We start from the raw sequence: 25430 nt of genomic DNA, 5'->3' as shown, positions 1-25430 counted from the left end.
TCGTTACTCGCTCAAAGGATGAGCTCATATGAAAGTCCCCTCCTCAGCACGCCGGTCAGCCAGGATCCCCAGCCTGCCTTCCCTGCTGCTTGGCTTGCTGGCTGCGCTGCTGCTGCTGACCCTGATACTGCCGCAGATCAATCCCGGCAGCTGGCTCGGCCAGGCCCGGCAGCTGGTGCTGGGACCTGCCGACCAACCCATAGCGACGCTCACTCGTCACTCTCTGCTCTACAAGAGTGACAACCGTGGCCTCTATCTGGTGGTGCGCAGCCAGTGGCAGCTGCTCAAACCGCTGCAAGCGGGGGACAAGGTGCGGGTGGAGCTGCTCAACGACAAAGGGGAGCGCATAGATCAGCTGAGCCAGGCGGTAGAAAAACGCCAGCGATGCAATAAAGGGCGCTGCACCCTGGATCTCAACAGCACCTTGCGTGCACCGGACGATGCCCTCGCCAGTCGCTATCAGCTGCGGATCGGCCTGCTGCTGGCAGATCGGCCCGAGAGCGCTGAATTCAGCCAGATCCTGCAGACTCTGCCGGAGCAGGGTTTCAACCTCACCTACCTCTTCACCAGCCTGGTATTGGTACTGGCACTGAGCGCCGCCGTGCTCAAGGCCCTGCTGCCCAAGCTCAGGCGCAGTTTGCGCTGGCGGATCATCGGCAGTCTGCTGCTCGGCAACCTCACCTTCGTGTTGCTGCACGGCTTTGTGGTATTCAAACTGGGGGAGTTTCTGCTCTGGTCCGGCTTCAGGCCGGAGCACTACTATCTCGCCTGGGGCAGCATGGTGCTGGGCTGGAGCCTCTGTGCTCTGGCGGGCTTCAATCTCTATATGGGACTGGTGTTCACAGCGCTTTCCGGCATTGGCCTGCTCGCCAACTTCATGAAGATCGCCATCTACGGGGTGCCGCTGGGGGGTGACGACCTTGGCAATCTGCTGGCACTGCTGCGCATCCTGCTGGATCAGCATCCAGTATTGCCTGTGCTCGGCGTCGCTGCGCTGCTGTTTGTCTGCTGGCGTTTCGCCCTGTCACGTTGGGTCTTGCGCGGCCTGTTTCGCACGACCGCCGCCACCGCCGCCTTTTTTGCCCTTTGTGTGTTCGCGACCCAGACCGGCAACAAGCTGCTGGGGGCCAACATTCGCTACGTGGACAGAGCGGTCAACTATCACAGGGATCTCATCCGCTCCGGCCCCGGCCTCTATCTGTTCAATCTGGTGGACGAGATGCTGCAAAGCGGCAGTGTGTTTCGCTATCCCCTGCAGATCAATGAGTTCACTCCCCAGATCAGCCATGTGAGCCAGGGGCAGCCCCCACGCTTCGATCTGGTAATAGTGCTGCAATACGAGTCGCTCTGGCTCGGCTGGCAGGGCAGGATCTGCGCCCCGCCTCCCACATTGAGCCTGCCCGCCAGCGTGCAACAGTGGCAAAAGACCATCCACTCCCCCACCACAGGCGGCATGACGGTGCTGGCCGAGTTCGAGATGAACACGGGTCTGCCGGTGGGCCTGCTCAAGCAGGGGGTCGTGCCCTATTACTACCTGTCCGAGCAGGTGCCTGGCCTTGCACAAAGCGCAAAGCAAAGCGGCTATCACACCCTGTTTGCCCACCCTTACGTGGAGAAGTTCTGGGGCCGTGCCAAGGCGATGCCTGCCCTTGGCTATGAGGAGCGCTGGTTCGATACCCGCTTTACCAGTCTCGAGCACAAGGGGCTCTATATCTCGGACGATGCGCTGATCGACCATCTGCTCAGACGCAGCGAGCAGGACGCCTCACCGCTCTTTGCCTACGCGGTTACCATGCAGGGTCACGGCCCCTTCGACGGGGATCGCTATCAGGCCCAGCAGCTCGACAAGGCCTGTCCGGATCAGAGTGCGGCAGACCGCCAGCTGCTCAACACCTACTACACGGGGGTGGTGGATGCCATGGCTTCCCTGGAGCGGCTGCTCAAACGGCTGGACAATTCTGGCAAACGCTATCTGGTGGTGGCCTTTGGCGATCATCAACCCTTTCTGATGTCGGCAGGCAAGGGCATTCACGGCGACAAACCGCCCCGTGACGCCAGCTACCAGATCCCCATGATGGCCTTTACCCGCGATGATGGTGCCCTCTCTCTCGAACGGCAATTCGCCCATGTGCGCCAGCTCTACCAGATGGGCCAGGCCACTCGCCAGCTGCTGGCAGGGGATCTGACCCCGATCCCGGATCTCCCCCTGCTCCACCCTGTGCTGGGGGAGGAGAAAGGCTTCGACGTCTCTCCCCTTGTGCCCCAGATCCGGGCCAGCTTCAGGACCAATGCCCTGCCCTGATCCCGGACCTGAGAAAGTGAAAGAGGCCGCTGTTGCGGCCTCTTTGCATAATGCGGTTGACGGGATAACTCACTCGCCAAGCCAGGGTTCGCACAAGGTAAGGGTCCGGGCATCGAGATCCAGCTCAGCCTCGATGCCAAGAGGCAGAGTCAGCATGGGATGAGTGTGGGCACAGTCAAACTCCGCCAATATGGGGAAACGCGGCGTCCCCACCACCTCCAGCAGAATATCGAGCGGCCGCTTGCCACTGCCCTGATGATCGAACAACTCGTGCTTGCCGAGAACCAGGGCGCCGATGCGGTCAAACACACCGCACAGCTTGAGATGGGCGAAGGCGCGCTCCACCGTATCAGCTGTCAAGAGGCTGTCTTCCAGCAGCAGAATATCTCCGTGCGCTATGGCAGGCATGTAAGGAGAGCCCCAGATCCCCGTCAGGGTATTGAGGTTGCCACCCAGCAGCCGCCCCCGCACCCGACCTGTCCCCACCGAGATCAACCGATTGGGCTGACACTGCTTGGCCCGAGTCTGGTTTTCCCAATCGAGCCGCTCGTCGGTCCAATAAGCAGGGGTCGGCAAGGTATGAGGCACGGCGCCCCCACCCGCCAGGCAGATCTGGCTAAACCCGGCCAGGGTCTCATCCACCAGCGGGGGCAATTCACCGAACGAGGCCACCAGCGCCGGGCCATAAAAGGTGACGAGGCCGGTTTTGGCATAAATGCCGAGCAGCAGGGCCGTCACATCCGAGTAGCCGATGATGATCTTGGGATCCCGTTTGAGCGCATCAAAATCGAGATACGGCAACAGGGAGTTTGAGTTGCTGCCGCCAATCACCGACATGATGCAACGCACGTGCGGATCGCGAATCAGTGCATTGAGCTCGGCAACCCGCGCGGCGATGGTGCCGGATCGCCAGTGATCCTGCTGGCCGGTGAGGCTGCCCGCCTTGAGCCTGAAGCCCTGCGCTTCCATAAACCGCTTTGCACGGGCAAAGCGGTTTGGCGCCCAGGCTGTGGCCGCGCTGGAGGGGGAGAAAAAACCTATGGTGTCGCCAGGCTTGAGCCCTGGCGGCTTGAGTAATGTCATTGTCAGGTGTCCTGTCCCGAGTGCGGCCATCTGGCATTATGGTGCCGACCTTGAAGGACTCATAGTGACCCGTAAATAGTCCTAAAGACATCAGGATAAGCTGCTTGGCCCAGGTGAGCGATTCGGCGAGACGCGGCGAACCATCACAACCCCCCTTGCCACCTCAGTGACATGGGCCGCCGCGCAGACGCTCATTCGCTCGCCGGCCTGATCCAGAAGCGACGCTCCCATTTCTGGGTGATCTCATCGTAAGTCCCATCCGCGCGCATGCTGTCCAGGGTCCCTTGCAGTGCCTTGATGATGGCCTCGTCCGTCTCCAGGCTGAAGGCAAAGTAGAACTGCTTGGTGTCCTGATACTGAAACAGGGGGACAAAGTCCGAATAACTGTGGCCCAGCGACTCTATGTGATAGGCCGCCCCCATCTGCATGGCTGGAGCTATGTCCGCTCGCCTGCGCAGCATCATGCGAAACTTGTCATCTTCATCGTGCACCAGCACCAGATTAAGCCCCTGATCAGCCAGTTCACGTGCCGCAGCCGAATTGCGCACAACGGCAATACGCCAGGATGCCAACTCAGAGAGCTGATTGGCCGTCACCTCCTCTCGTTTCGCCAGGCGATAAAACCAGAGGGTGCGAGGTCCTATGGGGCCAACCCAGTGAAAGAGCGCTTCTCGTTCCGGCAGCCGTACCATGCTGAAGATAACTGTGTTCGGGTGATGCAGCGCCATCTGATAGGCCCGCGCCCAGGGCAGGAGTTGTACCCCCTTGCTGTCGAGCGAAAGCTTGCTCCTGTCGACCATCCGTTGCAGGAGATCCACCGACAGACCCGTTACCAGACCGTCTCTGTCCCGATAGTTGTAAGGAGGAAGCTCCTCTGTTACCGCCTGAATGTTGACCCCCGCGGCGCTGCCCAGCCAGCACCACAACAATAACCAGCGAAAATGCCACATGATTGACCTCTCTGCCTGTTTCCCTTGCTTCAGTATGGCGGCAGTGGGCAACCCTGCGTATACAGGCTGGCCAGCAAGATCACAGGATTTGTCACAGTTCCGGTCAACGCCGGGGCAGAAACAGAAAAACCGGCAGAAGGTTGCCGGTTTTTCAATGGCTGACAGGGCTTAGATTACAACGGCGGTACCGCTGATGCTGACCATCAGCATACTGCCGTTCTGCCCCACCACCTCGTAGTCGATATCGATACCGACCACGGCGTTGGCGCCCAGCGCCTGCGCGCGCTCTTTCAGTTCATCGAAGGCAATCTCGCGGGCGCGGGCCAGCTCTTTTTCGTAGGCACCGGCGCGGCCACCAATGATATCGCGGATACCGGCAAACAGATCCTTGAAGATATTGGCGCCGAGAATGGCTTCACCCACGACGATGCCGCGGTATTCACGAATGGTTTTGCCTTCCAGCGTGGGGGTAGTTGAGAGGATCATCTTGCGCTCCTGAGGTGAAAATGGGTTTCAGACTACCCCAAACTTCTACCGGACAACATCCCCCGCCCCCTAATAGCCAGTTGCACGATGATGGTTGCCGTTGCAGGCGACCATGCCGCCATTTGGCTCGCGCTCATCGCCGGAACCTGGGCCCGAACGATAAAAAAAGGAGAGGCCAGGCCTCTCCTTTTCGTGTGCTGATGGCAGCTTAGTGCAGCTTCAGGGTCGGGCGCAGTACCCGGTTGATGCGGCCCACCAGCATGATGAGACCCGTCTTGATGTAGCCGTGCAGAGCGACCTGGTGCATCCGGTACAGCGAGATGTAAACCATGCGTGCTATGTAGCCTTCTACCATCATGGAGCCGCGCATCAGGTTGCCCATCAAGCTGCCCACTGTGGAGAAGCGGCTCAACGAGACCAGGGAACCGTGATCGTGATAGAGGTAAGGTTTCATCTCGCCGCCTTCCAGCTTGGCCAGGATATTCTTGCATGCCTGGGTCGCCATCTGGTGGGCGGACTGGGCGCGTGGCGGCACGAATTTGCCATCCGGCTGCGGGCAGGCGGCGCAGTCACCGATGACGAAGATGTTCTCGTCACGGCTGGTTTGCAGTGTCTCTTTCACTACCAGCTGGTTGATGCGGTTGGTTTCAAGGCCGGCGATATCCTTCATGAAATCCGGCGCCTTGATACCGGCAGCCCACACCATGAGATCAGCTTCGATGAGCTCCCCATCCTTGGTGTGCAGCCCATCGCTGGTGGCTTCGGTGATCATGGTGGCGGTACGCACATCCACCCCCAGTTTGACCAGTTCCTGATGAGCCGCGCCACTGATGCGCTCCGGCAGCGCGGGCAGTATGCGGGGGCCCGCTTCCACCAGAGTCACCTTCAGGCTCTCTGTGGTGAGGTTCTTGAAACCGTAGGCATAGAGCTGCTCCACAGCGTTATAGAGCTCGGCAGAGAGCTCGACGCCAGTGGCACCACCGCCGACGATGGCGATCTTCACCTTGTCACCTGGCTGGTATTCAGTGGCGAACTGCAGGAAGCGGTTCATCATGCTGTTGTGGAAACGGTGTGCCTGGGAAGGGCTGTCCAGGAAGATGCAGTGATCCTTGATGCCCTTGGTGTTGAAGTCGTTGGAAACGGAACCGATCGCCATCACCAGGATGTCGTACGGCACCTCCCGCTCATGCACCACTATGTCGCCATTCTCATCGACGATCTTCCCCAGCACGATGCGTTTTTCGTCGCGCTTGATGTCAGTCAGGCTGCCCAGCTGGAAATCGAAACCGTGGTTTTTGGCATGGGACTGGTAGCTCAGGGCATCGATACCCGCATCCATGGAGCCGGTGGCCACTTCGTGCAGCAGGGGTTTCCACAGGTGGGTACGGTTACGGTCGACCAGGGTGATCTTGGCCTTGTTCTTCTTGCCCAGTTTGCGACCCAGGCTGGTAGCCAGCTCCAGACCGCCAGCTCCACCGCCGACGACAACAATATTGGTCATGGTTAATTACCTCGGTTCCATTAAAGCGAAGGGAGCCATCGGCTCCCTTGATAGTTGAATCCATGACGTGACAATCGATCAGGCTTCTTTGAAAGCCTTCATCTGTTGCAGGTGATGAGAGATATTTTTGAACTTGTGAGTCTCTCGCTCATCCCACACGATGTTGTAATAATTCTTCAATTCACGCTCAATGTCGCCATTATCGCGGATTTCATCCTGAACGGAAAGGATGCAGAGGCAATTTCCTGAATTTTTACTACGAAATTCAGACACACATTTGGTGCCTATATCCTCGTACTCTTCCGGTCTGTCTATCTTGCCCTGCATGGTGATCTCGGGGTGCAGATTGGGGTTGAAGATCACCTGTTTGATGCCGCACAGGAAGCCGATCCGCTCGCTCCAGTAACCTCCCAGCCCCACCCCGCAGATGAGAGGCTTGGGGTCTGTGCTCATGTCGAGCTGCTTTTTCACTTCCTTGAGCAGGTGGCTCATGTCATGACGGGGATGAACCGTGCTGTAGTGCACGAAACGCACATCATCATCGATAAACTGCAACTGCAGCACTTTTTCATGATTGCCGAGGCTGGTGGCATCAAAGCCATGCAGATAGATGATCATGGACAAGACCTCAAAAACTGTGTCGGTTCTATCGAAACTACCCCAGCGGCGGGGCCTTGCGCCACCAAAACATCCCACTTTCTTGCTTTGGATCACGCCTCCAGTTGCGGATGAAACCAGATTAAGTCAATCAGATACCTCACCTGCTCCGTTCGGCAATGAAAGTGGGCACCCGCTGTGGCGAAGGGATCACCTGGCTAGCGAGGCAAGTGGCTGTGTCATGGGACAGCAAACGATTGCCTACCAAGGTTGTTCAGTACCACAAGGCCGCCCTCTTTATCAGCCATGATCAGCCTCACGCCCTGCACAGCATCATCTGTGGGAAACCATGAAAAAGCCGCCGGGCAGACACACTGCCCGGCGGCTTTTTACGCGGCAAAGACCCCTAGCAGCAGGTCTGCTCGAAGCGATCCACCGCCGCCGCCACCAGCACCATGCTGCCCTGCCAGAAGGCAGCTTCGCGGATATCCTGACCCAGGTGTTTTGCCACCAGATCTTCGGCGCTCATGCGGCCGGTATCCCGCAACAGGGCGCGATAAGCCTCGGCCACATTCGTTTCCCCTGCGGCCTGACGGCTCATCAACTGCTGATAGACTCCCAGGCTGAACAGATAGCCAAACAGGTAGGGGTAGTTGTAAAAACCAAGTCCGGCGATGGAAAAATGCGCCTTGGCCGCCCAGAACAGAGGGTGATAGCGCACCAGACTCCCCTCATACCAGCGGCCCCAGGCTTCGTCCGTCATCGTCTTGAGCCGCTGTGCCGACACATAGCCCTGCCCGCGGGCGGTCACCAGCGCATGCTCGAAGTCGAAGCGGGCCGGAATGTTGACCAGGAAGGTGGCGGCGCCGTCCGCCTCGGCCCAGGCGATGGCCTGCTGCTGCTCCGGGGTCTGCGCCTGTTCGAACAGGGCGCTGCGCACCAGGGTTTCGGCAAAGATGGAGGCGGTCTCCGCCAGCGTCATGGGGTAGCTGCGCTGGCTCATGGGCAGATCGCGAATGAGCCAGTTGTGCCAAGCGTGACCCAGCTCGTGAGCGAGCGTGATGACATTGTCCATGGTGCCGGCATAGGTGATAAAGACTCTCGGCTCCACCGGATCGGCAAACTTGGTGCAGTAGGCACCGGTACGCCGGTTCGGGGTGGGCGCCGCATCAATCCAGCCCTTCTCGGCCATCATGCGGGCAAACTCCCCCATCTCGGGATCGAAACGGGCAAAGGCCGCGGCTATGATCTCGATCGCCTCTTCAAACGGGATCTCGCGACTGCTGGCCGCCGGGGGCGGTGCAAACAAGTCCTCCGGCCCCAGATCGTCTATGCCGAGCCGGGCGGCCATCAGCCCCAGCGCCCGCTGGCCCAGACCCCGGGCGTTATACGTCTCGGCCATGAGGGTATCCAGGGTGGCCCGCTCTATATGGCTCTGGTGGCAGGAGAGATCCAGCGCATCGAGGGCTCGCACCTTGCCACGCTGGCGCGCCAGCTCCAGCCGCCAGCCGTTGAGGGCATTGAGGATGGCGGCCACCGTCTCCTGCTCCCCTTCCCAGCCGGCACTGATGGCATCAAAGGCCTCGCGGCGCAGTGCCCGTACAGGGCTGGAGAGCAGATTGCTTGCCTCGGCCAGCCCCATCTCGCGACCGTCGATAACGAGGCGGATCTTGCCCACCAGATCGTTATAGAGGTTGCCCCAGGCGTGCAGGCCATCGGTACCAAGGCCGATCACCAGCTGCTCCGCCTCCACCGGCAGGCGCTGATCCTGCAGCCGGCGCTCATGGCGCAGCCGGTACGCCTCTTCTCCGAGCAAGGGATCCTGCATCAGCCGCTCAAACTCGGGCTCGGGCAGTCCCAGCATCAGGTCTTCGACCGGCGCCAGTGCCTTGAACAGGTCGGCATTGAGGGCCCTCGCGCGGGAGGCCAGCTGCTTGGCGAGCGGATCGCAGGCATCCTGACTGCCCTTTGATGCCGCCAGCACGGCGACGTTCCAGCCGATATTGCGGATCCGCTGGGCCCGCAGGCGCACTTCCCGCAAAAAATCGGGCAAGGCGTCGGTATTGCCCAATACCTGCTCAAGACCGTCGATAAAACCGGCAAGCCCGGCGAGGTTGGCACGGGCCAGGCTCATGTCCGCTTCCAGCTCGGGGCAGTCGAGGGCGGGATAGATATGCTGGTTGTGCCACTGCTGTGGGTAGACTCTTTGTTGCATCAAACGCTCGTCATCAATATCAAGGGGCAGAGGCTGCCCTGGGTGAAATGCGCATGGCCGGGCCGCTGCGGGCCCGCCACGAAAGAAACAGGGGCCGCCGGGGCACCCCCGAACAGCCGGTCTGATCAGCCAATGCGATAGACGGGCCAGCCCGTCACACCAGTCGCTCGAGGCGGTCGACCGCCTCCTCCACATAGCGCAGGCTCTCCTGCCAGAAGGCGGGTTCGCGAATGTCGACCCCCAGGTGTTTCTCCACCAGATCCTCGGCGCTCATGCGGCCCGTGTCGGTGAGCAGCGCGCGATAGGCGTGGACAAAATCGCCCCCGGCCCGCTCCTTCTGGGCATAGAGCCCCAGGCTGAACAGATAGCCGAACAGGTAGGGATAGTTGTAAAACCCGAGCTCGGTGATGGAGAAGTGGCCCTTGCTGGCCCAGAACAGCTCGTCGTACTGGCTGAGGGTGTCACCATAGCACTGCTGCTGCGCGGATTTCATCATCTGCCGCAGCTGGCTTGCCCCCACATAGCCTTGCTCCCGCGCCGCCACCAGGGCCCGCTCGAAGGTGAAGCGGGCCGGAACGTCGAGCAGCAGGCTGGCGGCGCGCTCCCCGTCCAGCCAGGCGATGGCCCTGCGCTGCTCCATGTTGTCGGTGGCGGCCAACAGGGCATCACGCACCAAGGCCTCGGCAAACAGGGAGGCGGTCTCGGCCAGCGTCTTGGGGTAGTCGCGCTGCTCCAGCGGCAAGTCCCGCAACAGCCAGCTGTGCCAGGCGTGCCCGAGCTCGTGGGCCAGGGTGATGAGGTTGTCCATGGTGCCCTCGAAAGTGAGAAACACCCGAGGCTCGGGAGGATGGGCATATTCGGTACTGTAGGCACCGCTGCGCCGGTTTGCGCTGGGGGCTGCATCAATCCAGCCCTTCTCGGCCATCATGCGGGCAAAGGCCCCCATTTCAGGGTCAAACCCGGCGAAGGCATCGGCCACCAGGGTCAGTGCCTGCTCGAAGCTGAGCAGGGCCGAGGGCGCGGCGGGCGCAGGGGCATAGAGATCCCAGGGGGCAAAATCGGTGATCTGCCGGGCGCTGGCCATGGCGCGCAGGGCTCGCCGTCCCAGCGCTTTGTGGGCGTCAGCCTCGGCCATCAGGTTATCCAGGGTGGCGCGCTCGATATGGCTCTGATGGCAGGAGACATCCAGCGCATCGAGCCGACGCGTCTTACCACGCTGGGCGGTGAGTTCGTTGCGCCAGCCGTTGATGGCGTTGAGGATGGCGGCTACCGTCTCCTGCTCTGCCTGCCAGGCGGCCTGGATGCCGTGCCAGGCGCTGGCACGGCGCGCCCGATCCGGGTGAGCCAGCAAGTTATCCGCCTGGGCCAGTCCCATGGGCTCTCCGTCCACCACGGGCCTGAGTCGGCCCACCAGACTGTCGTAGAGATCCCCCCAGCCTTGCAGTCCATCCACCGAGAGCCCCTCGATCAGCTGCTCGCTCTCGAGCGACAGCCGTTGATCCTGCAGGCGGCGATCATGACGGATGAGGTAGGCAAGCTCGAACAGCTCGGCATCCTGCAGCAAGGCTCGAACCTGCCCCTCGGGGGCGCTTGCCCAGAACAGGGTCACCGGCTTGCTGAGCTGGGCCAGGGTAGCCTGCAACTGCTGACCACGGGAGAGCAGCACCTTGGCCGCTTCGTCGCAACCATTGCGACTGAGCCGGTTGTAGGCATAGGTCTGGCTGTTCCACACCAACCGGTTCACGTCGGTCCAGCAGGCTCTGATGGCCCGCAGCAGGTGGCGCAAGCCATTGACGTCAGTGGTTTGAGGAAGCTCGTCCAGCAATTGACTCAAGGTCGTCAGCGTATGGCGGGCCTGATGAAAATCGGCGTCGACCGCCGGGCAGTCGGGGGCGGCATAGATGTGATCATCCAGCCATTCGGGTGGGTTCATAATGGTCCTTGTTTGTTTGCATCCATGTCATGTGACCCTGCCTCTATGGGCGGGTGCCAGTTCGGATAGTACGAAGGGGGCCGGCACTTGCCTAGCCCCCATCCGAGTCAACAAACAGGACAAACAATCATCTGTGCGACGGCCTCTGTCGGCCGGGCACCGAGAGTGGACAAACCGCCGTTATCTGGCGGGTTTGAGTTTGCTCACCAGTGTCATCGCCAGCACCAGCAGCAGGCCTGCCACCACACCGGCCACGGCGTTGAGCAGGGTTGGCGTGATGGCGGCCAGCACTGTACCCACTGTTGGCAAGGTGGCAAGTGCCCCGGCCGCCCCTTCTATCAGGTGATGGGCGAAGGGCCAACCGTGCACCAGTATGCCGCCCCCTACCATGAACATGGCGATGGTCCCCACCAGCGCCAGCAGATGCATCAAACGGGGCGCCGTCACCAGCAGCCCCTGCCCGACTGCGCGGCGCAAGGCGCTGCCGTCGGACTTTTGCAGCAGGTGCAGACCTATGTCGTCGAGTTTGACGATAAGTCCCACCAGACCATAGACCCCCACCGTCATCAAAAGCGCTATGCCTGCCACCACGGAGATCTGCAAACCCAGGCTGCTGCCTTGCACAGTGCCGAGCGCGATCACGATGATCTCGGCGGAGAGGATAAAGTCGGTGCGAATGGCCCCCTTCACCTTCTGCTGTTCAAAGGCCACCAGATCGTCGGGAACAACCTGGCTGCTCGGCTCACCTTCTGCTGCATCGTGTGGCAACAACTTGTGGGCCAGCTTCTCCGCCCCCTCAAAGCAGAGATAGGCGCCCCCCAGCATCAGCAAGGGGGTAATGAGCCAGGGCACCAGGGCACTGATGGCGATGGCGGCAGGCACCAGGATCAGCTTGTTGCGAAACGATCCCTTGGCCACCGCCCACACCACAGGCAGCTCCCGCTCTGCCCGCACACCGGAAACCTGCTCGGCATTGAGGGCAAGGTCGTCCCCCAGCACGCCGGCCGTCTTCTTGGCCGCAACCTTGGTCATCAGCGCCACGTCATCGAGCACGCTGGCAATATCATCGAGCAGGGCCAACAAACTGGTTCCGGCCATATCAGGCATTCCTCATATCAGTGGAAAAATCCCCTCGGGCACGCAGGCCATCTCGCCGGGCAGGCGCCACAGGCGAATGCCGACCAGAGGGGGTTCCTCATTTCGGGTAAAAGATGGCACAGTGTAACGAGAAGCCGCCATTTCGGCAGCTACCACATCAGGGTCAATTGGCCTTGTTTTCCTCCCAGACCCTCTGATCCAAGGAGTTCCCATGCAACCCTGGCAGCCTCTGCTCGATTTCTGGTTTGGCGATGATGCCGACGATGCAACCCGTGCCGCGCGGCAAGCCTCACTCTGGTGGGGAAAAAGCCGCGAAACCGATGCGCTGATAGCCAGCCGCTTTGGCGAACTGGCCGAGGCAGCGGCCGCTGGCAGCCTGGCCCAATGGGCCGAGGTACCCGTCGGTCGGTTGGCACTGATCCTGCTGCTGGACCAGCTGCCGCGCAATGTACATCGCGGCACACCCGGCGCCTTTGCCCGGGATCCCCATGCTCGCGACCTCTGCCTGAAAGGATTGTCTATTGGAGCAGACAGGGCGCTCTCCCCGCTGGCACGGGTCTTTTTCTACCTGCCGCTGGAGCACGCCGAGTCTCGCGAGCAGCAAGCCAGGAGCGTAACCCTGTTCGAGGCACTGGCGGCCGAACAGTCCGCAACCCCGGCCCAAGCTACCTTCGAAGGGTTTGCCGACTTTGCCCGCCGCCATCAGGTGATCATCGAACGCTTCGGCCGCTTCCCCCATCGCAATGCCATACTGGGTCGCGCAGATACGCCACAAGAGGCCGATTTTTTGCAGCAACCCGGCTCGGGTTTTTAGTCCATGAAAACCACGTCATAGAGAAATGGCTCACCAAGCCGGGATGCCATGCGCCAAGATCCATTGCTCCCTGCGCCCGATGCACAAAATCCGAAACCAGCCCGGTTGGTTCCGGATTTTTTATCTGCATCGAACCAACGCTCGTCTCCTCCACTGATAGCAGGGATGCCCACACTGGGCATGCCTGCACCACGCCTCTGCCAATAAAAAAACCGGCCAAGTGGCCGGTTTTTGATGCGCTGCAGCGTGGGTGACGGGGTTTAACCCAGTCGTACACGGGCGTTGCGGAACATCCTCATCCAGGCGCCATCCTCGCCCCAGTTGTCCGGGTGCCAGGAGTTGGCCACGGTGCGGAACACCCTCTCCGGGTGCGGCATCATGATGGTGGCCCGGCCATCCGTGGTGGTCACGGCGGTAATGCCATCCGGCGAACCGTTCGGGTTGGCCGGGTATTGCTCGGTCACCTGACCACGGTTGTCGACAAAACGCAGACCCACCAGACCACTGGCTTGCAACGCGCTCAAGTGAGCGGCATCGCGCACCTCCACCCGCCCTTCCCCGTGGGAGACGGCAATGGGCATCACTGAGCCCGCCATGCCAGCGAAGAAGGCGGATGGAGAGTCCTGCACCTCCACCAGGCTGAAGCGCGCCTCGAAGCGCTCGGAGCGGTTGCGCACAAAGCGCGGCCACAGATCGGCCCCCGGGATCAGGGTGCGCAGATTGGACATCATCTGGCAGCCGTTGCACACGCCCAGCGAGAGGGTATCGCCACGCTCGAAGAAGCGCTGGAACTGCTCACGGGCATTGTCGTTGAACAGGATGGACTTGGCCCAGCCCTCACCCGCCCCCAGTACGTCGCCGTAGGAGAAGCCGCCACAAGCCACCAGGGTCTGGAACTCTTCCAGCTTGATCCGGCCAGAGAGAATGTCGCTCATATGGACGTCGACAGCGGCAAAGCCGGCACGATCAAACGCAGCCGCCATCTCCACATGGGAGTTGACCCCCTGCTCGCGCAGCACCGCCAGACGGGGGGAGACCCCCTTGGCGATATAGGGTGCGGCCACATCCTCGGATGGGTTGTAGGTCAGCTTGGCCTGCAGACCCGGGTCGGTGGCATCCTGACGAGCAGCATGTTCCTGATCCGCGCACTCGGGGTTGTCGCGCAGACGCTGCATCTGCCAGCTGGTCTCACCCCAGAGGGTGCGCAGGGCGGTGCGGCTGGCACGATACACTTCTGTACCCGCGCGCTGCAGTGTGATGAGGTCCCCCTCGCGCACTGTGCCCAGCACATGGGAGCAGGCTGCCAGGCCGTGACCGGCCAGCAGTGTCATCACGGCTTCCTTGTCGTCACGACGTACCTGAATGACGGCGCCCAGCTCCTCGTTGAACAGCGCAGGCAACAGCTCGCCACCGATGCGGTCCAGCTGGATGTCGAGGCCGCAGTGACCGGCGAAGGCCATCTCGGTCAGGGTGACAAACAGGCCGCCGTCGGAGCGGTCGTGGTAGGCGATCAGCTTGCGATCGGCCACCAGCGCCTGAATGGCGTTGAAGAAGCCTTTCAGTTGCACCGGATTGTCGAGATCCGGCGCCTTGTCACCCAGCTGACGGTAGACCTGAGCCAGGGCCGAGGCGCCGAGGCGCTGCTTGCCGTTGCCAAGGTCAATCAGGATAAGGTCGGTCTCACCCAGATCGGTACGCAGCTGCGGCGTCACAGTATTGCGAACATCTTCCACCCGGGCAAAGGCGGTGATGAGCAGGGAGAGCGGCGAGGTGACGCTTTGCTCCTTGCCATCCTGCTGCCAGCGGGTCTTCATGGACATGGAGTCCTTGCCCACCGGTATGGTGATGCCAAGGGCCGGGCAGAGCTCTTCACCCACCGCTTTCACCGCCTCATAGAGACCGGCATCTTCCCCCGGATGACCGGCAGCGGCCATCCAGTTGGCGGAGAGCTTGACCCGCTTGAGCGATCCAATGTGAGTCGGCGCCAGGTTGGTCAGGGCTTCCGCTACCGCCATGCGGGCGGATGCGGCGTGGGAGAGCAGCGCCACCGGGGTGCGCTCGCCCATGGACATGGCTTCGCCGTGGTAGCTGTCGTAGGTCGCCGCAGTAACGGCACAATCGGCTACCGGGATCTGCCAGGGGCCGACCATCTGATCGCGGTTGACCAGACCGGTCACGCTGCGATCGCCTATGGTGATGAGGAAGGACTTCTCCGCCACTGTGGGCAGACGCAGTACCCGCTCGGCCGCATCGTTCAGCGTGATGCCGTCCAGTTGCAGCGGCTTGCCCTGAGCTGGCAGGGTAGTGACATCGCGGTGCATCTTGGGCGCCTTGCCGAGCAGCACGTCCAGCGGCAAATCGATAGGCTGGTTGTCAAAGTGGCTGTCAGAGAGGGTGAGATGCTTCTCTTCGGTGGCGGTACCGATCACGGCATAAGACGCACGCTCACGCTCGCACAGTGCCTTGAACAGGGGCAGCTTGTCCTGCGCCACCGCCAGCACGTAACGCTCCTGGGATTCGTTGCACCAGATCTCCAGCGGGCTCATGCCCGGCTCGTCGCTCTGGATGGCGCGCAAATCGAAACGGCCACCGCGCTCACCGTCATTGACCAGCTCCGGCATGGCGTTGGAGAGACCACCCGCCCCCACGTCGTGGATGAAGACGATGGGGTTGGCATCGCCCAGCTGCCAGCAGCGGTCGATTACTTCCTGACAACGACGCTCCATCTCGGGGTTGTCGCGCTGCACCGAGGCAAAGTCGAGATCTTCGGCTGACTGACCGGAAGCCATGGAGGAGGCTGCGCCGCCACCCAGACCGATGTTCATGGCCGGACCACCCAGCACTATCAGGGCCGCCCCGACCGGGATCTCCCCTTTCTGGACATGATCGGTGCGGATGTTGCCGATGCCGCCTGCCAGCATGATGGGCTTGTGGTAGCCACGCACCTCGACGCCGTTGTGGCTCGGCACCTCCTCTTCGAAGGTACGGAAGTAACCGAGAATAGCCGGGCGACCGAATTCATTGTTGAAGGCGGCGCCGCCGAGCGGCCCCTCCTGCATGATGTCAAAGGCACTGACGATGCGGCTCGGCTTGCCGAAATCCTGCTCCCAGGGCTGTTCGAAACCGGGAATGCGCAGGTTGGAGACGGTAAAGCCCACCAGACCCGCCTTGGGCTTGGCACCACGACCGGTTGCACCCTCGTCGCGGATCTCGCCGCCGGAGCCGGTAGCCGCCCCCGGGAAGGGGGAAATGGCGGTCGGGTGGTTGTGAGTTTCCACCTTCATCAGTATGTCGACCTGCTCCTGATGATACTGGTACTCACCACTGGCAGGGCTCGGGAAGAAGCGGCCCCCCTGGCTCCCTTCCATCACGGCGGCGTTGTCTTTATAGGCAGACAGGACATGATCCGGCGTCTGCTCGAAGGTGTTCTTGATCATCTTGAACAGCGACTTGGGCTGCTGCTCGCCGTCTATGGTCCAGTCGGCGTTGAAAATCTTGTGACGACAGTGCTCCGAGTTCGCCTGGGCGAACATATAGAGCTCGATGTCGTTGGGGTTGCGACCCAGCTTGGTGAAATTCTCCACCAGGTAGTCAATTTCGTCATCGGCCAAGGCCAGACCCAGCGCCACGTTGGCCTCGGCCAGCGCCTGGCGACCACCACCCAGTACATCCACCTGGGTGAAGGGACGCGGCGCCTGGTGGGCAAACAGGGCGCTCGCCTCTTCCATGTCGCCGAACACCACTTCCATCATGCGATCGTGCAGCAGGGCTGCGACCTCATTGCGCTGGGCTGCGCTCAATTCACCCTTGGTCTGCACGTAATAGGCAATGCCGCGCTCCAGCCGCTTGACCTGGGTCAGGCCGCAGTTATGGGCGATGTCGCTTGCTTTGGAAGACCAGGGGGAGATAGTGCCGGGACGGGGGGTAACGAGAAACAGCTGACCGCTGGGGGTGTGTTCAGGAATGGTCGGGCCATAGCACAGGAGCTGGCCCAAGGTCGCTCGCTCGGGCGGCGACAGGGGGGCCGACAACTCGGCAAAATGCACGTATTCCGCGTAAACGCTCTCTATCTCTACTCCGCTCTCTACTCCACTCGCCTTTGCCATCTGTGCAAAGCGTTGCAACAGTTTTTGGATACGAAACTCAGACAGTGCAGGCGCACCTCGCAAGATTTCCATATGACCTTTCTCACCAAGTTTTAAAGTGTGGGGGGATTTGAGACGCGCGTATTATAGGGATCTGGCTCACGCCGGACAAACGTTTTTCTTGATTTACCGAGTGTGACTCGGTGCACACTCTCTGGTATAAAGGTCCCTCTTTTCTGACAAATGCCGATTTTTTCAACAAGGGTACTCACCTACTTGCGCTGCATTTTTCGACTGTTTATCGGGCTGATGTTGCTGCTGACCCTGGTCGGCTGCGACTTCTACACCCCCTCCAGCCAGCTGGAACAGATCCGCCAACGGGGCGAGATCCGGGTTGGCACCATCTATGGCTCCACCTCTTATTACCAGCGTGACGACCTCGCCCAGGGGTTCGATTACGAGCTGGCGAAGAGCTATGCCGACTGGTTGGGGGTCAAGCTCACCATAGTCCCCGTCTACTCCATCGCCGAACTGGTCGAGCTGCTTGAGAAAGGCAAGCTGGATCTCGCCGCCGCCGCCATCGTCGTTACCCCGGAGCGGCGTGCCCTGTTTCGCTTCGGCCCCGGTTTTTATCAGGTCTCCCCCAAGCTGGTGTATCGCTATGGCTCGCCCAAGCCAAAGGACATTGGTGATCTGAAAGGTTCCATAGTGGTACCGGCAGGCTCCACCGGTGAGGATCTGCTCAGGGAGTTGGCCAAGGAGTACCCCGGGCTGAAATGGAGTACCAACCGGGACGCTGACGTGGAAGAGCTGCTCAAGCAGGTGGCCGACGGCAAGATTGACTATACGGTAGTGCAGGACACAGTGCTGGCCCGCACCCAGCGCTACTACCCCGAGCTCACCGAGGGGCTGACGCTCTCCAAGAACCAGACGGTGGCCTGGGCCATGACCAAGCTGCCCGACGACAGCCTCTACGCCAGCATCATCGACTTCTTCGGCCAGCGCTTCATGGATGGCGCCATCGCCAAGCTTGACGAGAAGTACTTCGGCCATGTGCAGAACTTCGACTTCGTCGACACCCGCACCTTTTTGCAGCGGGCCAAGAGCCTGCTGCCCAAGTATCAGGATCTGTTCAAGACTCATGCCCGCATGGTGGACTGGCGTCTGCTGGCGGCCATCAGCTATCAGGAGTCCCACTGGGACCCGCAGGCCCGCTCCTACACAGGGGTGCGCGGCATGATGATGCTGACCGAGCCCACCGCCAAGGCGATGGGGGTCAAAGACAGAACTCATCCGGCGGAGAGCATCGAGGGTGGCGCCCGCTATCTGCAGCATATGATGGAGAAGGTACCCGCCTCCGTGCCCGCCGATGAGAAGGTGTGGTTTGCCCTCACCGCCTACAACATCGGCTATGGCCACATGATGGACGCCCGTCGTCTGACCAAGGAGCTGGGCAAGAATCCCGATGCCTGGAGCGATGTGAAAGAGGTGCTGCCTCTGCTGCAGCAGGCACGCTGGCACCGCAAGGTCCGCTACGGCTATGCCCGTGGCGGTGAGGCGCGCAACTACGTCAACAACGTGCGCCAGTACTACCAGAGCCTGCTCTGGCTCGACAACGAACAGCAAAAAGCACACAGACGTGAAGAGCTGGATGAGGACGACAGCAGCGAGCCACAAAGCACAGAGCGCCCCACCGTCATCGCCGAAGTGGTCAAGCAGATCACACTGCGTTGAGCCCTTGTTGACAAATTTGTTTTCCGGGTGAGTTCTCTGTTACCATCCAGACAGACCGGAGCCTGTCCGAAATTGTTTTTATCGCTTTATTTCATCAAGTTAACTACTGGTAGACAGCATTTTCGGATAGGCTCCATTCGTAGTACCAAATGGCCACCCAATGGGAGGAGACCAAGATGCGAGCTCGCAGAAGAACCACTCTGGTCAGAAAAGCCAAGAGCGCCTGGAGCCCCAGACGCAAACTCAAGCTCAATGACATCAAACGCAAGATTTGGCGCAGAAACCGCTCCTATACCTTGCTGATAGCAGAACACACAGCATAAACCCGGCATTTGCCGGGTTTTTTTATTCTCTTATGGTTGCGCGGCCGGGGTCGCCTCAAAGATCACCGACCGCTTCGATACCAGGCAGTTGCAGTGATTGCAGAAGTAATCCACAGCGCCGCACGCCTTGAGCCGCTCCAGCTCCTGCTGGCAGCCAGGACACAAAGCCCGGACTCGATAACGGGCCTGACACTGGCTACAACTCACCTCGCGGCTACAGCTGTCCAGCGCTGTGTTGCAGGCCGGGCAAATCAGGGAATTCATACTCAACTCCTCTCAAAGTGGATCTGCTGTGGGCCGACCCACAGCAGATCCCTCTCGCCTCTTCCCAAGAAAAAACGGCTGCCGGTGAGGGCAGCCGCTGGGCCTTATTTCTTGGTTTTGGCCTTGAGCAGGCGCTTGCGTTGACGCTCCTGGCTCAGGGTCATGGTGTTCTTCCGACCCTCGAACGGGTTGGCAGACTCCTGGAACTCGACCCGGATCGGGGAGCCCATGATCTTGAGCGACTTGCGGAAGTAGTTGATGAGATACCGCTTGTACGAATCCGGCAGGTCATTCAACTGGTTGCCGTGGATCACGATACGGGGCGGGTTGTAACCACCGGCGTGGGCATATTTGAGCTTGACGCGGCGACCGTTCACCATGGGCGGCTGGTGATCTTCCTGCGCCATCTGCATGATGCGGGTCAGCATGGCGGTGCTGGTACGGCGGGTGGCGGACTGGTACGCCTCCTGAATGGATTCGAACAAGTGGCCGACACCGCTGCCGTGCAGGGCTGAGATGAAGTGAACACGGGCGAAATCGATGAAGCCCAGGCGTCTGTCCAGCTCGTTCTTGACGTCCTCTTTCACCTTCTGATCCAGACCGTCCCACTTGTTCACCACCAGCACCACTGAGCGGCCTGAGTGGAGCACGAAGCCGAGGATGCTCAAGTCCTGATCCGTGATGGTCTCCTGGGCATCGATCACCAGCAGGCAGACGTTGGCATCTTCAATGGCTTTGAGGGTCTTGATGACGGAGAACTTCTCCACCGTCTCGTGCACCTTGCCACGACGACGCACACCGGCGGTGTCGATGATGACGTACTTCTGCTCGTCACGCTCCATCGGAACATAGACGGAGTCGCGGGTGGTGCCCGGCATGTCATAGACGATGACGCGGTCTTCACCCAGCATGCGGTTGGTCAGGGTCGATTTGCCGACGTTGGGGCGACCGACGATGGCGAACTTGATGGGCAAGTCAGCGAACGGGGTCTCCTTGGTATCTTCCCTGGTATCAAGATCACCGGCGGCTACCATGCGCAGCAGGGCTTCTTCGTCGAAGTCCTCCTCTTCTTCATCCTGCGCATCTTCTTCGGCAGCGGCGTCGACCAGGGTTTCCAGGTGGGGAGCCAGGGCCAGTTCCAACAGGCTCAGTACGCCACGACCGTGAGCGGCCGCGATCTGGTAGACATCGCCCAGCGCCAGGCTGTAGAACTCGGACACGGCGGAGTCACCGTCGATGCCGTCGGTCTTGTTGGCCACCAGAAACACCTTCTTGTGGGTCTTGCGCAGATGCGCTGCGATAGCCTGATCGGCTGCCGTCAATCCTGCGCGCGCATCCACCATAAACAGCACCACATCGGCTTCTTCGATGGCCAGCAGGGATTGCTCGGCCATCTTCAGCTCGATCCCCTCTTCGGTGCCATCGATACCACCGGTATCAACCACGATAAATTCCAGCTCGCCCAACTTCGCCTGACCGTATTTACGGTCCCGGGTCAAACCAGGGAAGTCGGCCACCAGGGCATCCCGGGTACGGGTCAAGCGGTTAAACAGGGTGGATTTCCCCACGTTGGGGCGGCCCACCAGGGCTACTACAGGAGTCATAAAAGCCTCATTCTCAAGACGACAAAGGCTCCGGGTCCGAAGACCAGGAGCCGGATATTCACATTGACGGACGATCAGGGACGCGGGATAGCGTACAACTTGCCGCCACGGCTCTGCACATACAGGGTGTCACCGTCAACCAGAGGGGCGGCATAGAGACCACTGCTGTCGAGCTGCTGCATGGCCTTGATGGTACCGTCGGTACGATCCAGCCAATACAGGTAACCTTCCACATCGCCGACCACCACATAGTCACCCAGGATGACAGGGGCCGTGACGGTGCGATTTTCCAGCTGGGTGTTGGACCACAGCTCAAGACCATTGCGACGGTCTACCGCAAACAGATGGCTGCGGCTGTCGGTCAGCACTATGGCATTGCCGGTCACCGCCATGTCGCGGTAGCCGGAATACTTGCGCTTCCACACCTCGTCACCGGTCATCAGCTTGCGTGCCATCAGCTGGCCATTATAGGCGATGGCATAGAGCTCATCACCGGCAATCAGCGGCGTTGCATCCACATCCACCATGCGATCCAGCTCGGTCGCACCGCGCGGATCCGCCACCTTGGACTGGCGCACCGGCTGACCGTTGCTCAGCAGGGCTATACCCACTTTGCCATCGGCGCGGCCATAGAGCACGGCGCCGTTGGTAATGACGGGAGCCCCGGCGCTGCGCAGGGTCAGCGGCGGCTGCTCTTCAGCCAGGGTCCACTGCAACTTGCCTTCATCGGTATCGAGGGCCACCAGACGACCGGATGTCGTCAGCACCACCACACGACCGTCTTCGACGGCGGGGCTGGCCACGACTTCACCCGGCACAGTGGTCTGCCACAGCACTTCCCCGTTCTCTTCGTTCAGGGCGTAAACCACCCCGTTCTCGGATCCGAGGAACAGCTTGCCATAACGGGCAACCAGGCCGCCGGAGAGACGGGCACTGCGCTTCTCGGCGTTGACCGGCAAATCGGCCAGATCCACGCTCCACAACTCTTTTCCGCTCGCACGATCAAAGGCCGTTACGTCGCCATCGCGCGCTGCGGCATAGATGCGATCCTCTTCCACCACCGGCTTGAGCTGGGAGTAGAAGTCACCGATGCCATCGCCGACAGACGAGGACCAGACGGTATCAGCGGTGAAGGCAGATTCAACCACGGGCAAAGGCGCCATGGGGTTGAGATCTTCTTCCGAGCTGAACAGGGAACACCCCTGCAGGGCGAAGGAGACTGCCGCCCCCAAGGCCACCATTTTGAACAAGTTACGCATCCGGAGCACCACCCGTGGTCACGGCTGGCAGCGCCAGATCGTCCATCTTCAGCTTGAGCTCGGCGCTGCCCTGCAGACCACCGGCATCAGCCGCTGCCTGATAAGCATCGCGGGCCTCTTCGGCCTTGCCCTGCTTGTAGAGTATGTCGCCACGCACTTCCGCCACCTGGGCTTTGAAGGCATCGTTGTTGATCTTGCCAAGCTGGGTCAGGGCCTCGTCAGCCTTGCCCTGATCGTTCAGCACACGGGCCAAACGCAAAGCAGCGATGGGACGAATGCTCTCATCGCCATTGCTCGCGACCTGAGTCAGCTGTTCGGCAGCCAGATCCAGCTTGTTCGCCTTGACGGCAGCCGCAGCCAGTTGCAGGGCAGCCAGCTCGGCATAAGCCTCACCCTTGTGATCAGTGATGAAGGCTTGCACCTGTTCGAAGGTGGCAGCATCACCCTTGGCCAGCTGGGCCGAGATCTCGTTGTAAGCCTGGGAGGCAGCTTCCTGATTGGTGAGCTGATAGTCGTTGTAATAGCGCCAGCCAAAGAGTCCGACCAGACCGATAACAGTTCCTGCGAGCACCGAGGTTCCGTTCTCTTTCCACCAGCTCTTGATGACCTCAACCTGTTGTTCTTCGGTGGTATAAACTTCCACTGCTTAGTCTCCTTTGGCTGCCAGCAGGGCAATGGCGGCGTCGACCGTGACGGTCTGTTGCTCAGCCTGGCCACGCAGATATTTGATGGTGATCTCCCCGTTTTGCACCTCGGTCTCGCCAAGGATCAGGGCAATGGCCGCGCCGCTCTTGTCGGCACGCTTGAGTTGTTTCTTGAAATTGCCGCCACCGCAGTGGCTCATCAGGCGCAAATCCGGCAGGGCATCGCGCAGACGCTCTGCCAGCTGGAAGCCTGCCTGCTCGGTGCCCTCACCCACCATGGCCAGATACACATCCACCGCAGGACGGATATCGGCATTGAGTTCCAGCGTTTCGAGCATCAGCACCAGACGTTCCATGCCCATGGCAAAGCCCACGCCCGGAGTCGCCTGACCACCGAGCTGCTCCACCAGACCGTCGTAACGGCCACCGGCACAGACAGTCCCCTGGGCACCCAGGCTGGTGGTGACCCACTCGAACACGGTCAGGTTGTAGTAGTCAAGACCCCGAACCAAGCGCTCGTTCACTTCATATTTGATGCCGGCAGACTCGAGCAGGCGTTTGAGCCCCTCGAAATGGGCCAGACTCTCTTCCCCCAGATGGTCGAACAGGCGCGGAGCCTTCACCAGAATGGCCTGTACCTTCTCATCCTTGGAGTCGAGCACCCGCAGCGGGTTGCTGTACATGCGGCGCTGGCTCTCTTCGTCCAGCTGATCCTTGTACTGCTCCAGATAGGCTACCAGCGCATCGCGGTAAGCGGCGCGCTCACTGCTCTGACCGAGCGTGTTGAGCTGCAGGGTAACATGATCGCTGATGCCGAACAGACGCCACAGACGGTGGGTCAGCATGATGAGCTCGGCGTCAATATCTGGCCCCTTGATGCCAAACAGCTCGACACCGAACTGATGGAACTGGCGGTAACGGCCCTTCTGGGGACGCTCATGACGGAACATGGGACCCATGTACCACATCCGGCGTTCCTGGTTGTAGAGCAGGCCGTGCTCGATGCCGGCACGCACGCAGCTGGCTGTCCCTTCCGGACGCAGGCTCAGGCTGTCGCCGTTGCGGTCCTCGAAGGTATACATCTCTTTTTCGACCACATCGGTCACTTCACCGATGGCACGCTTGAACAGATGAGTCTGCTCGACGATCGGCATGCGTACTTCGCTGTAGCCATAGCTGGCAACCACCTGGCGCAGTATCTGTTCTACTTTCTGCCATACCGGGCTCTGCTCCGGCAGGCAATCGTTCATACCGCGAATAGCTTGGATCTGTTTTGCCACGTTGATACTCGAGAAAAGACGTGAAATTTGGCCGCATTATAGGGATTTTCGACCCCGAGGTAAAATCAGGGTGTTCCAAAGCGGGATTTAAAATCAGCAACCTAAAGACGGGGCCACCCTAGGTGGCCCCACATTGGCTCAACCTTTATCCACCTGGATCTGGTTGGCTGGATCCAGCATGGCCGCCCGGGCGCGAATACGGCGCTCCAGGATCGGGATGAGATCCTTGTTGTCGAGCCGGTCGACCCGCTGGCCGCCCTCGTAGAAGGCGCTCTTGTTGGCCGCCCCCGCCAGCCCAAGGTCAGAGACCAGAGCCTCACCCGGGCCGTTCACCACACAGCCGATGATGGAAACATCCATCGGTGTGATGATGTCTTCCAGCCGCTCTTCCAGGGCATTGACGGTGGCGATCACATCGAACTCCTGACGGGAGCAGGAGGGACAGGCGATGAAGTTGATACCGCGGGAACGGATGCGCAGGGATTTGAGGATATCAAAACCCACCTTGATCTCTTCCACCGGGTCAGCCGCCAAGGAGATGCGGATGGTATCGCCGATGCCATCGGCCAGCAGCATGCCGAGCCCGACGGCGGATTTCACCGCGCCGGCGCGAAAACCGCCCGCTTCCGTGATGCCAAGGTGCAGCGGCTGCTCGATCTGCTTGGCCAGCAGGCGATAGGCACCGATGGCCAGGAAGACGTCAGACGCCTTGACGCTCACCTTGAAGTTATCGAAGTTGAGGCGATCCAGATAGTCCACATGGCGCATGGCTGACTCGAGCAAGGCCTCCGGGGTCGGCTCGCCGTACTTCTCCTGGATGTCTTTCTCCAGAGAACCGCCATTGACCCCGATGCGGATCGGAATATTGTAGTGGCGCGCGCAATCAACCACGGCACGCACCCGCTCTTCGTTGCCGATGTTGCCCGGGTTGATGCGCAGGCAGTCGGCGCCGTACTCGGCCACTTTCAGGGCGATGCGGTAGTCAAAGTGGATATCGGCGACGATGGGAATGCGGGTCTGCTGCTTGATGAGCCTGAAGGCTTCAGCCGCTTCCATGGTGGGCACCGAGACCCGGACTATGTCAGCGCCGACCCGCTCGATCCGCCGGATCTGCTCGACGGTGGCGGCCACATCCGTGGTCTTGGTGTTGGTCATGGTCTGCACAGTGATGGGGGCATCGCCCCCAACCGGCACGTTACCGACCATGATCTGCTTGGATTTACGACGAATAATGGGAGATTCGTGAGCGGACATGGCG

18 protein-coding genes are annotated in these 25430 nt (G+C 60.7%); 3 read left to right on the top strand and 15 right to left on the bottom strand.

Annotated features, from left to right (window positions below):
* The first annotated feature begins 28 nt into the window (after positions 1–28).
* Positions 29–2302 (top strand): LTA synthase family protein, encoded by a 2274-nt coding sequence (locus AACX78_RS10170; RefSeq protein ID WP_159166110.1) that lies wholly within the window; start codon positions 29–31, stop codon positions 2300–2302.
* A 69-nt stretch (positions 2303–2371) separates the two neighbouring features.
* On the opposite strand, the gene AACX78_RS10165 is transcribed toward AACX78_RS10170, so the two are convergent.
* The 8 genes from AACX78_RS10165 to AACX78_RS10130 form a co-directional block, all read right to left on the bottom strand.
* Positions 2372–3385, bottom strand: a complete 1014-nt coding sequence (locus AACX78_RS10165) for a S66 family peptidase (RefSeq protein WP_159166109.1) — start codon at positions 3383–3385, stop codon at positions 2372–2374.
* Positions 3386–3576: 191 nt separating this feature from the next.
* Positions 3577–4335, bottom strand: coding sequence for a substrate-binding periplasmic protein (locus tag AACX78_RS10160; RefSeq protein ID WP_159166108.1), 759 nt, complete (start codon positions 4333–4335; stop codon positions 3577–3579).
* A 168-nt stretch (positions 4336–4503) separates the two neighbouring features.
* Positions 4504–4821, bottom strand: coding sequence for a heavy metal-binding domain-containing protein (locus AACX78_RS10155; RefSeq protein WP_059112275.1), 318 nt, complete (start codon positions 4819–4821; stop codon positions 4504–4506).
* 208 nt (positions 4822–5029) lie between these two features.
* On the bottom strand, positions 5030–6322 hold the full coding sequence (locus AACX78_RS10150; protein ID WP_005310451.1) for an NAD(P)/FAD-dependent oxidoreductase: 1293 nt from the start codon (positions 6320–6322) through the stop codon (positions 5030–5032).
* Between the two features lie 78 nt (positions 6323–6400).
* Complete coding sequence (gene ycfP, locus AACX78_RS10145; RefSeq protein WP_005310449.1) at positions 6401–6940, bottom strand: alpha/beta hydrolase YcfP; 540 nt, start codon at positions 6938–6940, stop codon at positions 6401–6403.
* A gap of 385 nt (positions 6941–7325) precedes the next feature.
* Complete coding sequence (locus tag AACX78_RS10140) at positions 7326–9134, bottom strand: M3 family oligoendopeptidase (RefSeq protein ID WP_159166107.1); 1809 nt, start codon at positions 9132–9134, stop codon at positions 7326–7328.
* A 154-nt stretch (positions 9135–9288) separates the two neighbouring features.
* Entirely contained in the window at positions 9289–11067 is a 1779-nt protein-coding gene (locus AACX78_RS10135; protein WP_159166106.1) for a M3 family oligoendopeptidase, read from the bottom strand.
* 180 nt (positions 11068–11247) lie between these two features.
* Positions 11248–12165 (bottom strand): DUF808 domain-containing protein, encoded by a 918-nt coding sequence (locus tag AACX78_RS10130; protein WP_005310445.1) that lies wholly within the window; start codon positions 12163–12165, stop codon positions 11248–11250.
* A gap of 211 nt (positions 12166–12376) precedes the next feature.
* Here AACX78_RS10130 and AACX78_RS10125 point away from each other — a divergent pair, with 211 nt between their 5' ends.
* Entirely contained in the window at positions 12377–12979 is a 603-nt protein-coding gene (locus AACX78_RS10125; RefSeq protein ID WP_159166105.1) for a DUF924 family protein, read from the top strand.
* A 260-nt stretch (positions 12980–13239) separates the two neighbouring features.
* On the opposite strand, the gene purL is transcribed toward AACX78_RS10125, so the two are convergent.
* Positions 13240–17157 carry a phosphoribosylformylglycinamidine synthase gene (purL, locus tag AACX78_RS10120; protein ID WP_159166104.1) on the bottom strand — a complete coding sequence of 1306 codons (3918 nt, stop codon included), beginning with the start codon at positions 17155–17157 and terminating at the stop codon, positions 13240–13242.
* A 150-nt stretch (positions 17158–17307) separates the two neighbouring features.
* Between purL and mltF the strand changes: the two genes are divergently transcribed.
* A complete protein-coding gene (gene mltF / locus AACX78_RS10115; RefSeq protein WP_034524249.1) occupies positions 17308–18798 on the top strand; it encodes a membrane-bound lytic murein transglycosylase MltF in 1491 nt (496 codons plus the stop codon).
* A gap of 353 nt (positions 18799–19151) precedes the next feature.
* On the opposite strand, the gene AACX78_RS10110 is transcribed toward mltF, so the two are convergent.
* From AACX78_RS10110 to ispG, 6 genes are all read right to left on the bottom strand, one after another.
* The gene (locus AACX78_RS10110) at positions 19152–19385 is read right to left on the bottom strand and encodes a zinc ribbon domain-containing protein (RefSeq protein WP_159166103.1); all 234 of its coding nucleotides are present in this window, start codon (positions 19383–19385) and stop codon (positions 19152–19154) included.
* A 104-nt stretch (positions 19386–19489) separates the two neighbouring features.
* Positions 19490–20989 carry a ribosome biogenesis GTPase Der gene (gene der / locus AACX78_RS10105; protein ID WP_017411381.1) on the bottom strand — a complete coding sequence of 500 codons (1500 nt, stop codon included), beginning with the start codon at positions 20987–20989 and terminating at the stop codon, positions 19490–19492.
* Positions 20990–21063: 74 nt separating this feature from the next.
* A complete protein-coding gene (bamB, locus tag AACX78_RS10100) occupies positions 21064–22248 on the bottom strand; it encodes an outer membrane protein assembly factor BamB (RefSeq protein ID WP_159166102.1) in 1185 nt (394 codons plus the stop codon).
* Positions 22241–22891 carry a YfgM family protein gene (locus AACX78_RS10095; protein WP_005310432.1) on the bottom strand — a complete coding sequence of 217 codons (651 nt, stop codon included), beginning with the start codon at positions 22889–22891 and terminating at the stop codon, positions 22241–22243. Before AACX78_RS10095 ends, bamB begins: the two co-directional genes overlap by 8 nt.
* A gap of 3 nt (positions 22892–22894) precedes the next feature.
* Positions 22895–24172, bottom strand: coding sequence for a histidine--tRNA ligase (gene hisS / locus AACX78_RS10090; RefSeq protein ID WP_087755911.1), 1278 nt, complete (start codon positions 24170–24172; stop codon positions 22895–22897).
* A gap of 138 nt (positions 24173–24310) precedes the next feature.
* Positions 24311–25426 (bottom strand): flavodoxin-dependent (E)-4-hydroxy-3-methylbut-2-enyl-diphosphate synthase, encoded by a 1116-nt coding sequence (gene ispG, locus AACX78_RS10085; protein ID WP_058394700.1) that lies wholly within the window; start codon positions 25424–25426, stop codon positions 24311–24313.
* Between the last annotated feature and the right edge of the window lie 4 nt (positions 25427–25430).

Source organism: Aeromonas sp. 9A, from assembly GCF_963900955.1.
Taxonomy (GTDB): domain Bacteria; phylum Pseudomonadota; class Gammaproteobacteria; order Enterobacterales; family Aeromonadaceae; genus Aeromonas; species Aeromonas salmonicida.
The sequence above is the reverse complement of the archived record's forward strand: the minus strand, read 5'-3'. Positions and strand labels throughout refer to the sequence as shown.

What these genes read in the sequence shown, in the direction of transcription:
- AACX78_RS10170 (WP_159166110.1), top strand. Translation starts at nt 29, where the DNA reads ATGAAAGTCCCCTCCTCAGCACGCCGGTCAGCCAGGATCCCCAGCCTG.
- AACX78_RS10165 (WP_159166109.1), bottom strand. Translation starts at nt 3,385, where the DNA reads ATGACATTACTCAAGCCGCCAGGGCTCAAGCCTGGCGACACCATAGGT.
- AACX78_RS10160 (WP_159166108.1), bottom strand. Translation starts at nt 4,335, where the DNA reads ATGTGGCATTTTCGCTGGTTATTGTTGTGGTGCTGGCTGGGCAGCGCC.
- AACX78_RS10155 (WP_059112275.1), bottom strand. Translation starts at nt 4,821, where the DNA reads ATGATCCTCTCAACTACCCCCACGCTGGAAGGCAAAACCATTCGTGAA.
- AACX78_RS10150 (WP_005310451.1), bottom strand. Translation starts at nt 6,322, where the DNA reads ATGACCAATATTGTTGTCGTCGGCGGTGGAGCTGGCGGTCTGGAGCTG.
- ycfP (WP_005310449.1), bottom strand. Translation starts at nt 6,940, where the DNA reads ATGATCATCTATCTGCATGGCTTTGATGCCACCAGCCTCGGCAATCAT.
- AACX78_RS10140 (WP_159166107.1), bottom strand. Translation starts at nt 9,134, where the DNA reads ATGCAACAAAGAGTCTACCCACAGCAGTGGCACAACCAGCATATCTAT.
- AACX78_RS10135 (WP_159166106.1), bottom strand. Translation starts at nt 11,067, where the DNA reads ATGAACCCACCCGAATGGCTGGATGATCACATCTATGCCGCCCCCGAC.
- AACX78_RS10130 (WP_005310445.1), bottom strand. Translation starts at nt 12,165, where the DNA reads ATGGCCGGAACCAGTTTGTTGGCCCTGCTCGATGATATTGCCAGCGTG.
- AACX78_RS10125 (WP_159166105.1), top strand. Translation starts at nt 12,377, where the DNA reads ATGCAACCCTGGCAGCCTCTGCTCGATTTCTGGTTTGGCGATGATGCC.
- purL (WP_159166104.1), bottom strand. Translation starts at nt 17,157, where the DNA reads ATGGAAATCTTGCGAGGTGCGCCTGCACTGTCTGAGTTTCGTATCCAA.
- mltF (WP_034524249.1), top strand. Translation starts at nt 17,308, where the DNA reads ATGCCGATTTTTTCAACAAGGGTACTCACCTACTTGCGCTGCATTTTT.
- AACX78_RS10110 (WP_159166103.1), bottom strand. Translation starts at nt 19,385, where the DNA reads ATGAATTCCCTGATTTGCCCGGCCTGCAACACAGCGCTGGACAGCTGT.
- der (WP_017411381.1), bottom strand. Translation starts at nt 20,989, where the DNA reads ATGACTCCTGTAGTAGCCCTGGTGGGCCGCCCCAACGTGGGGAAATCC.
- bamB (WP_159166102.1), bottom strand. Translation starts at nt 22,248, where the DNA reads ATGCGTAACTTGTTCAAAATGGTGGCCTTGGGGGCGGCAGTCTCCTTC.
- ispG (WP_058394700.1), bottom strand. Translation starts at nt 25,426, where the DNA reads ATGTCCGCTCACGAATCTCCCATTATTCGTCGTAAATCCAAGCAGATC.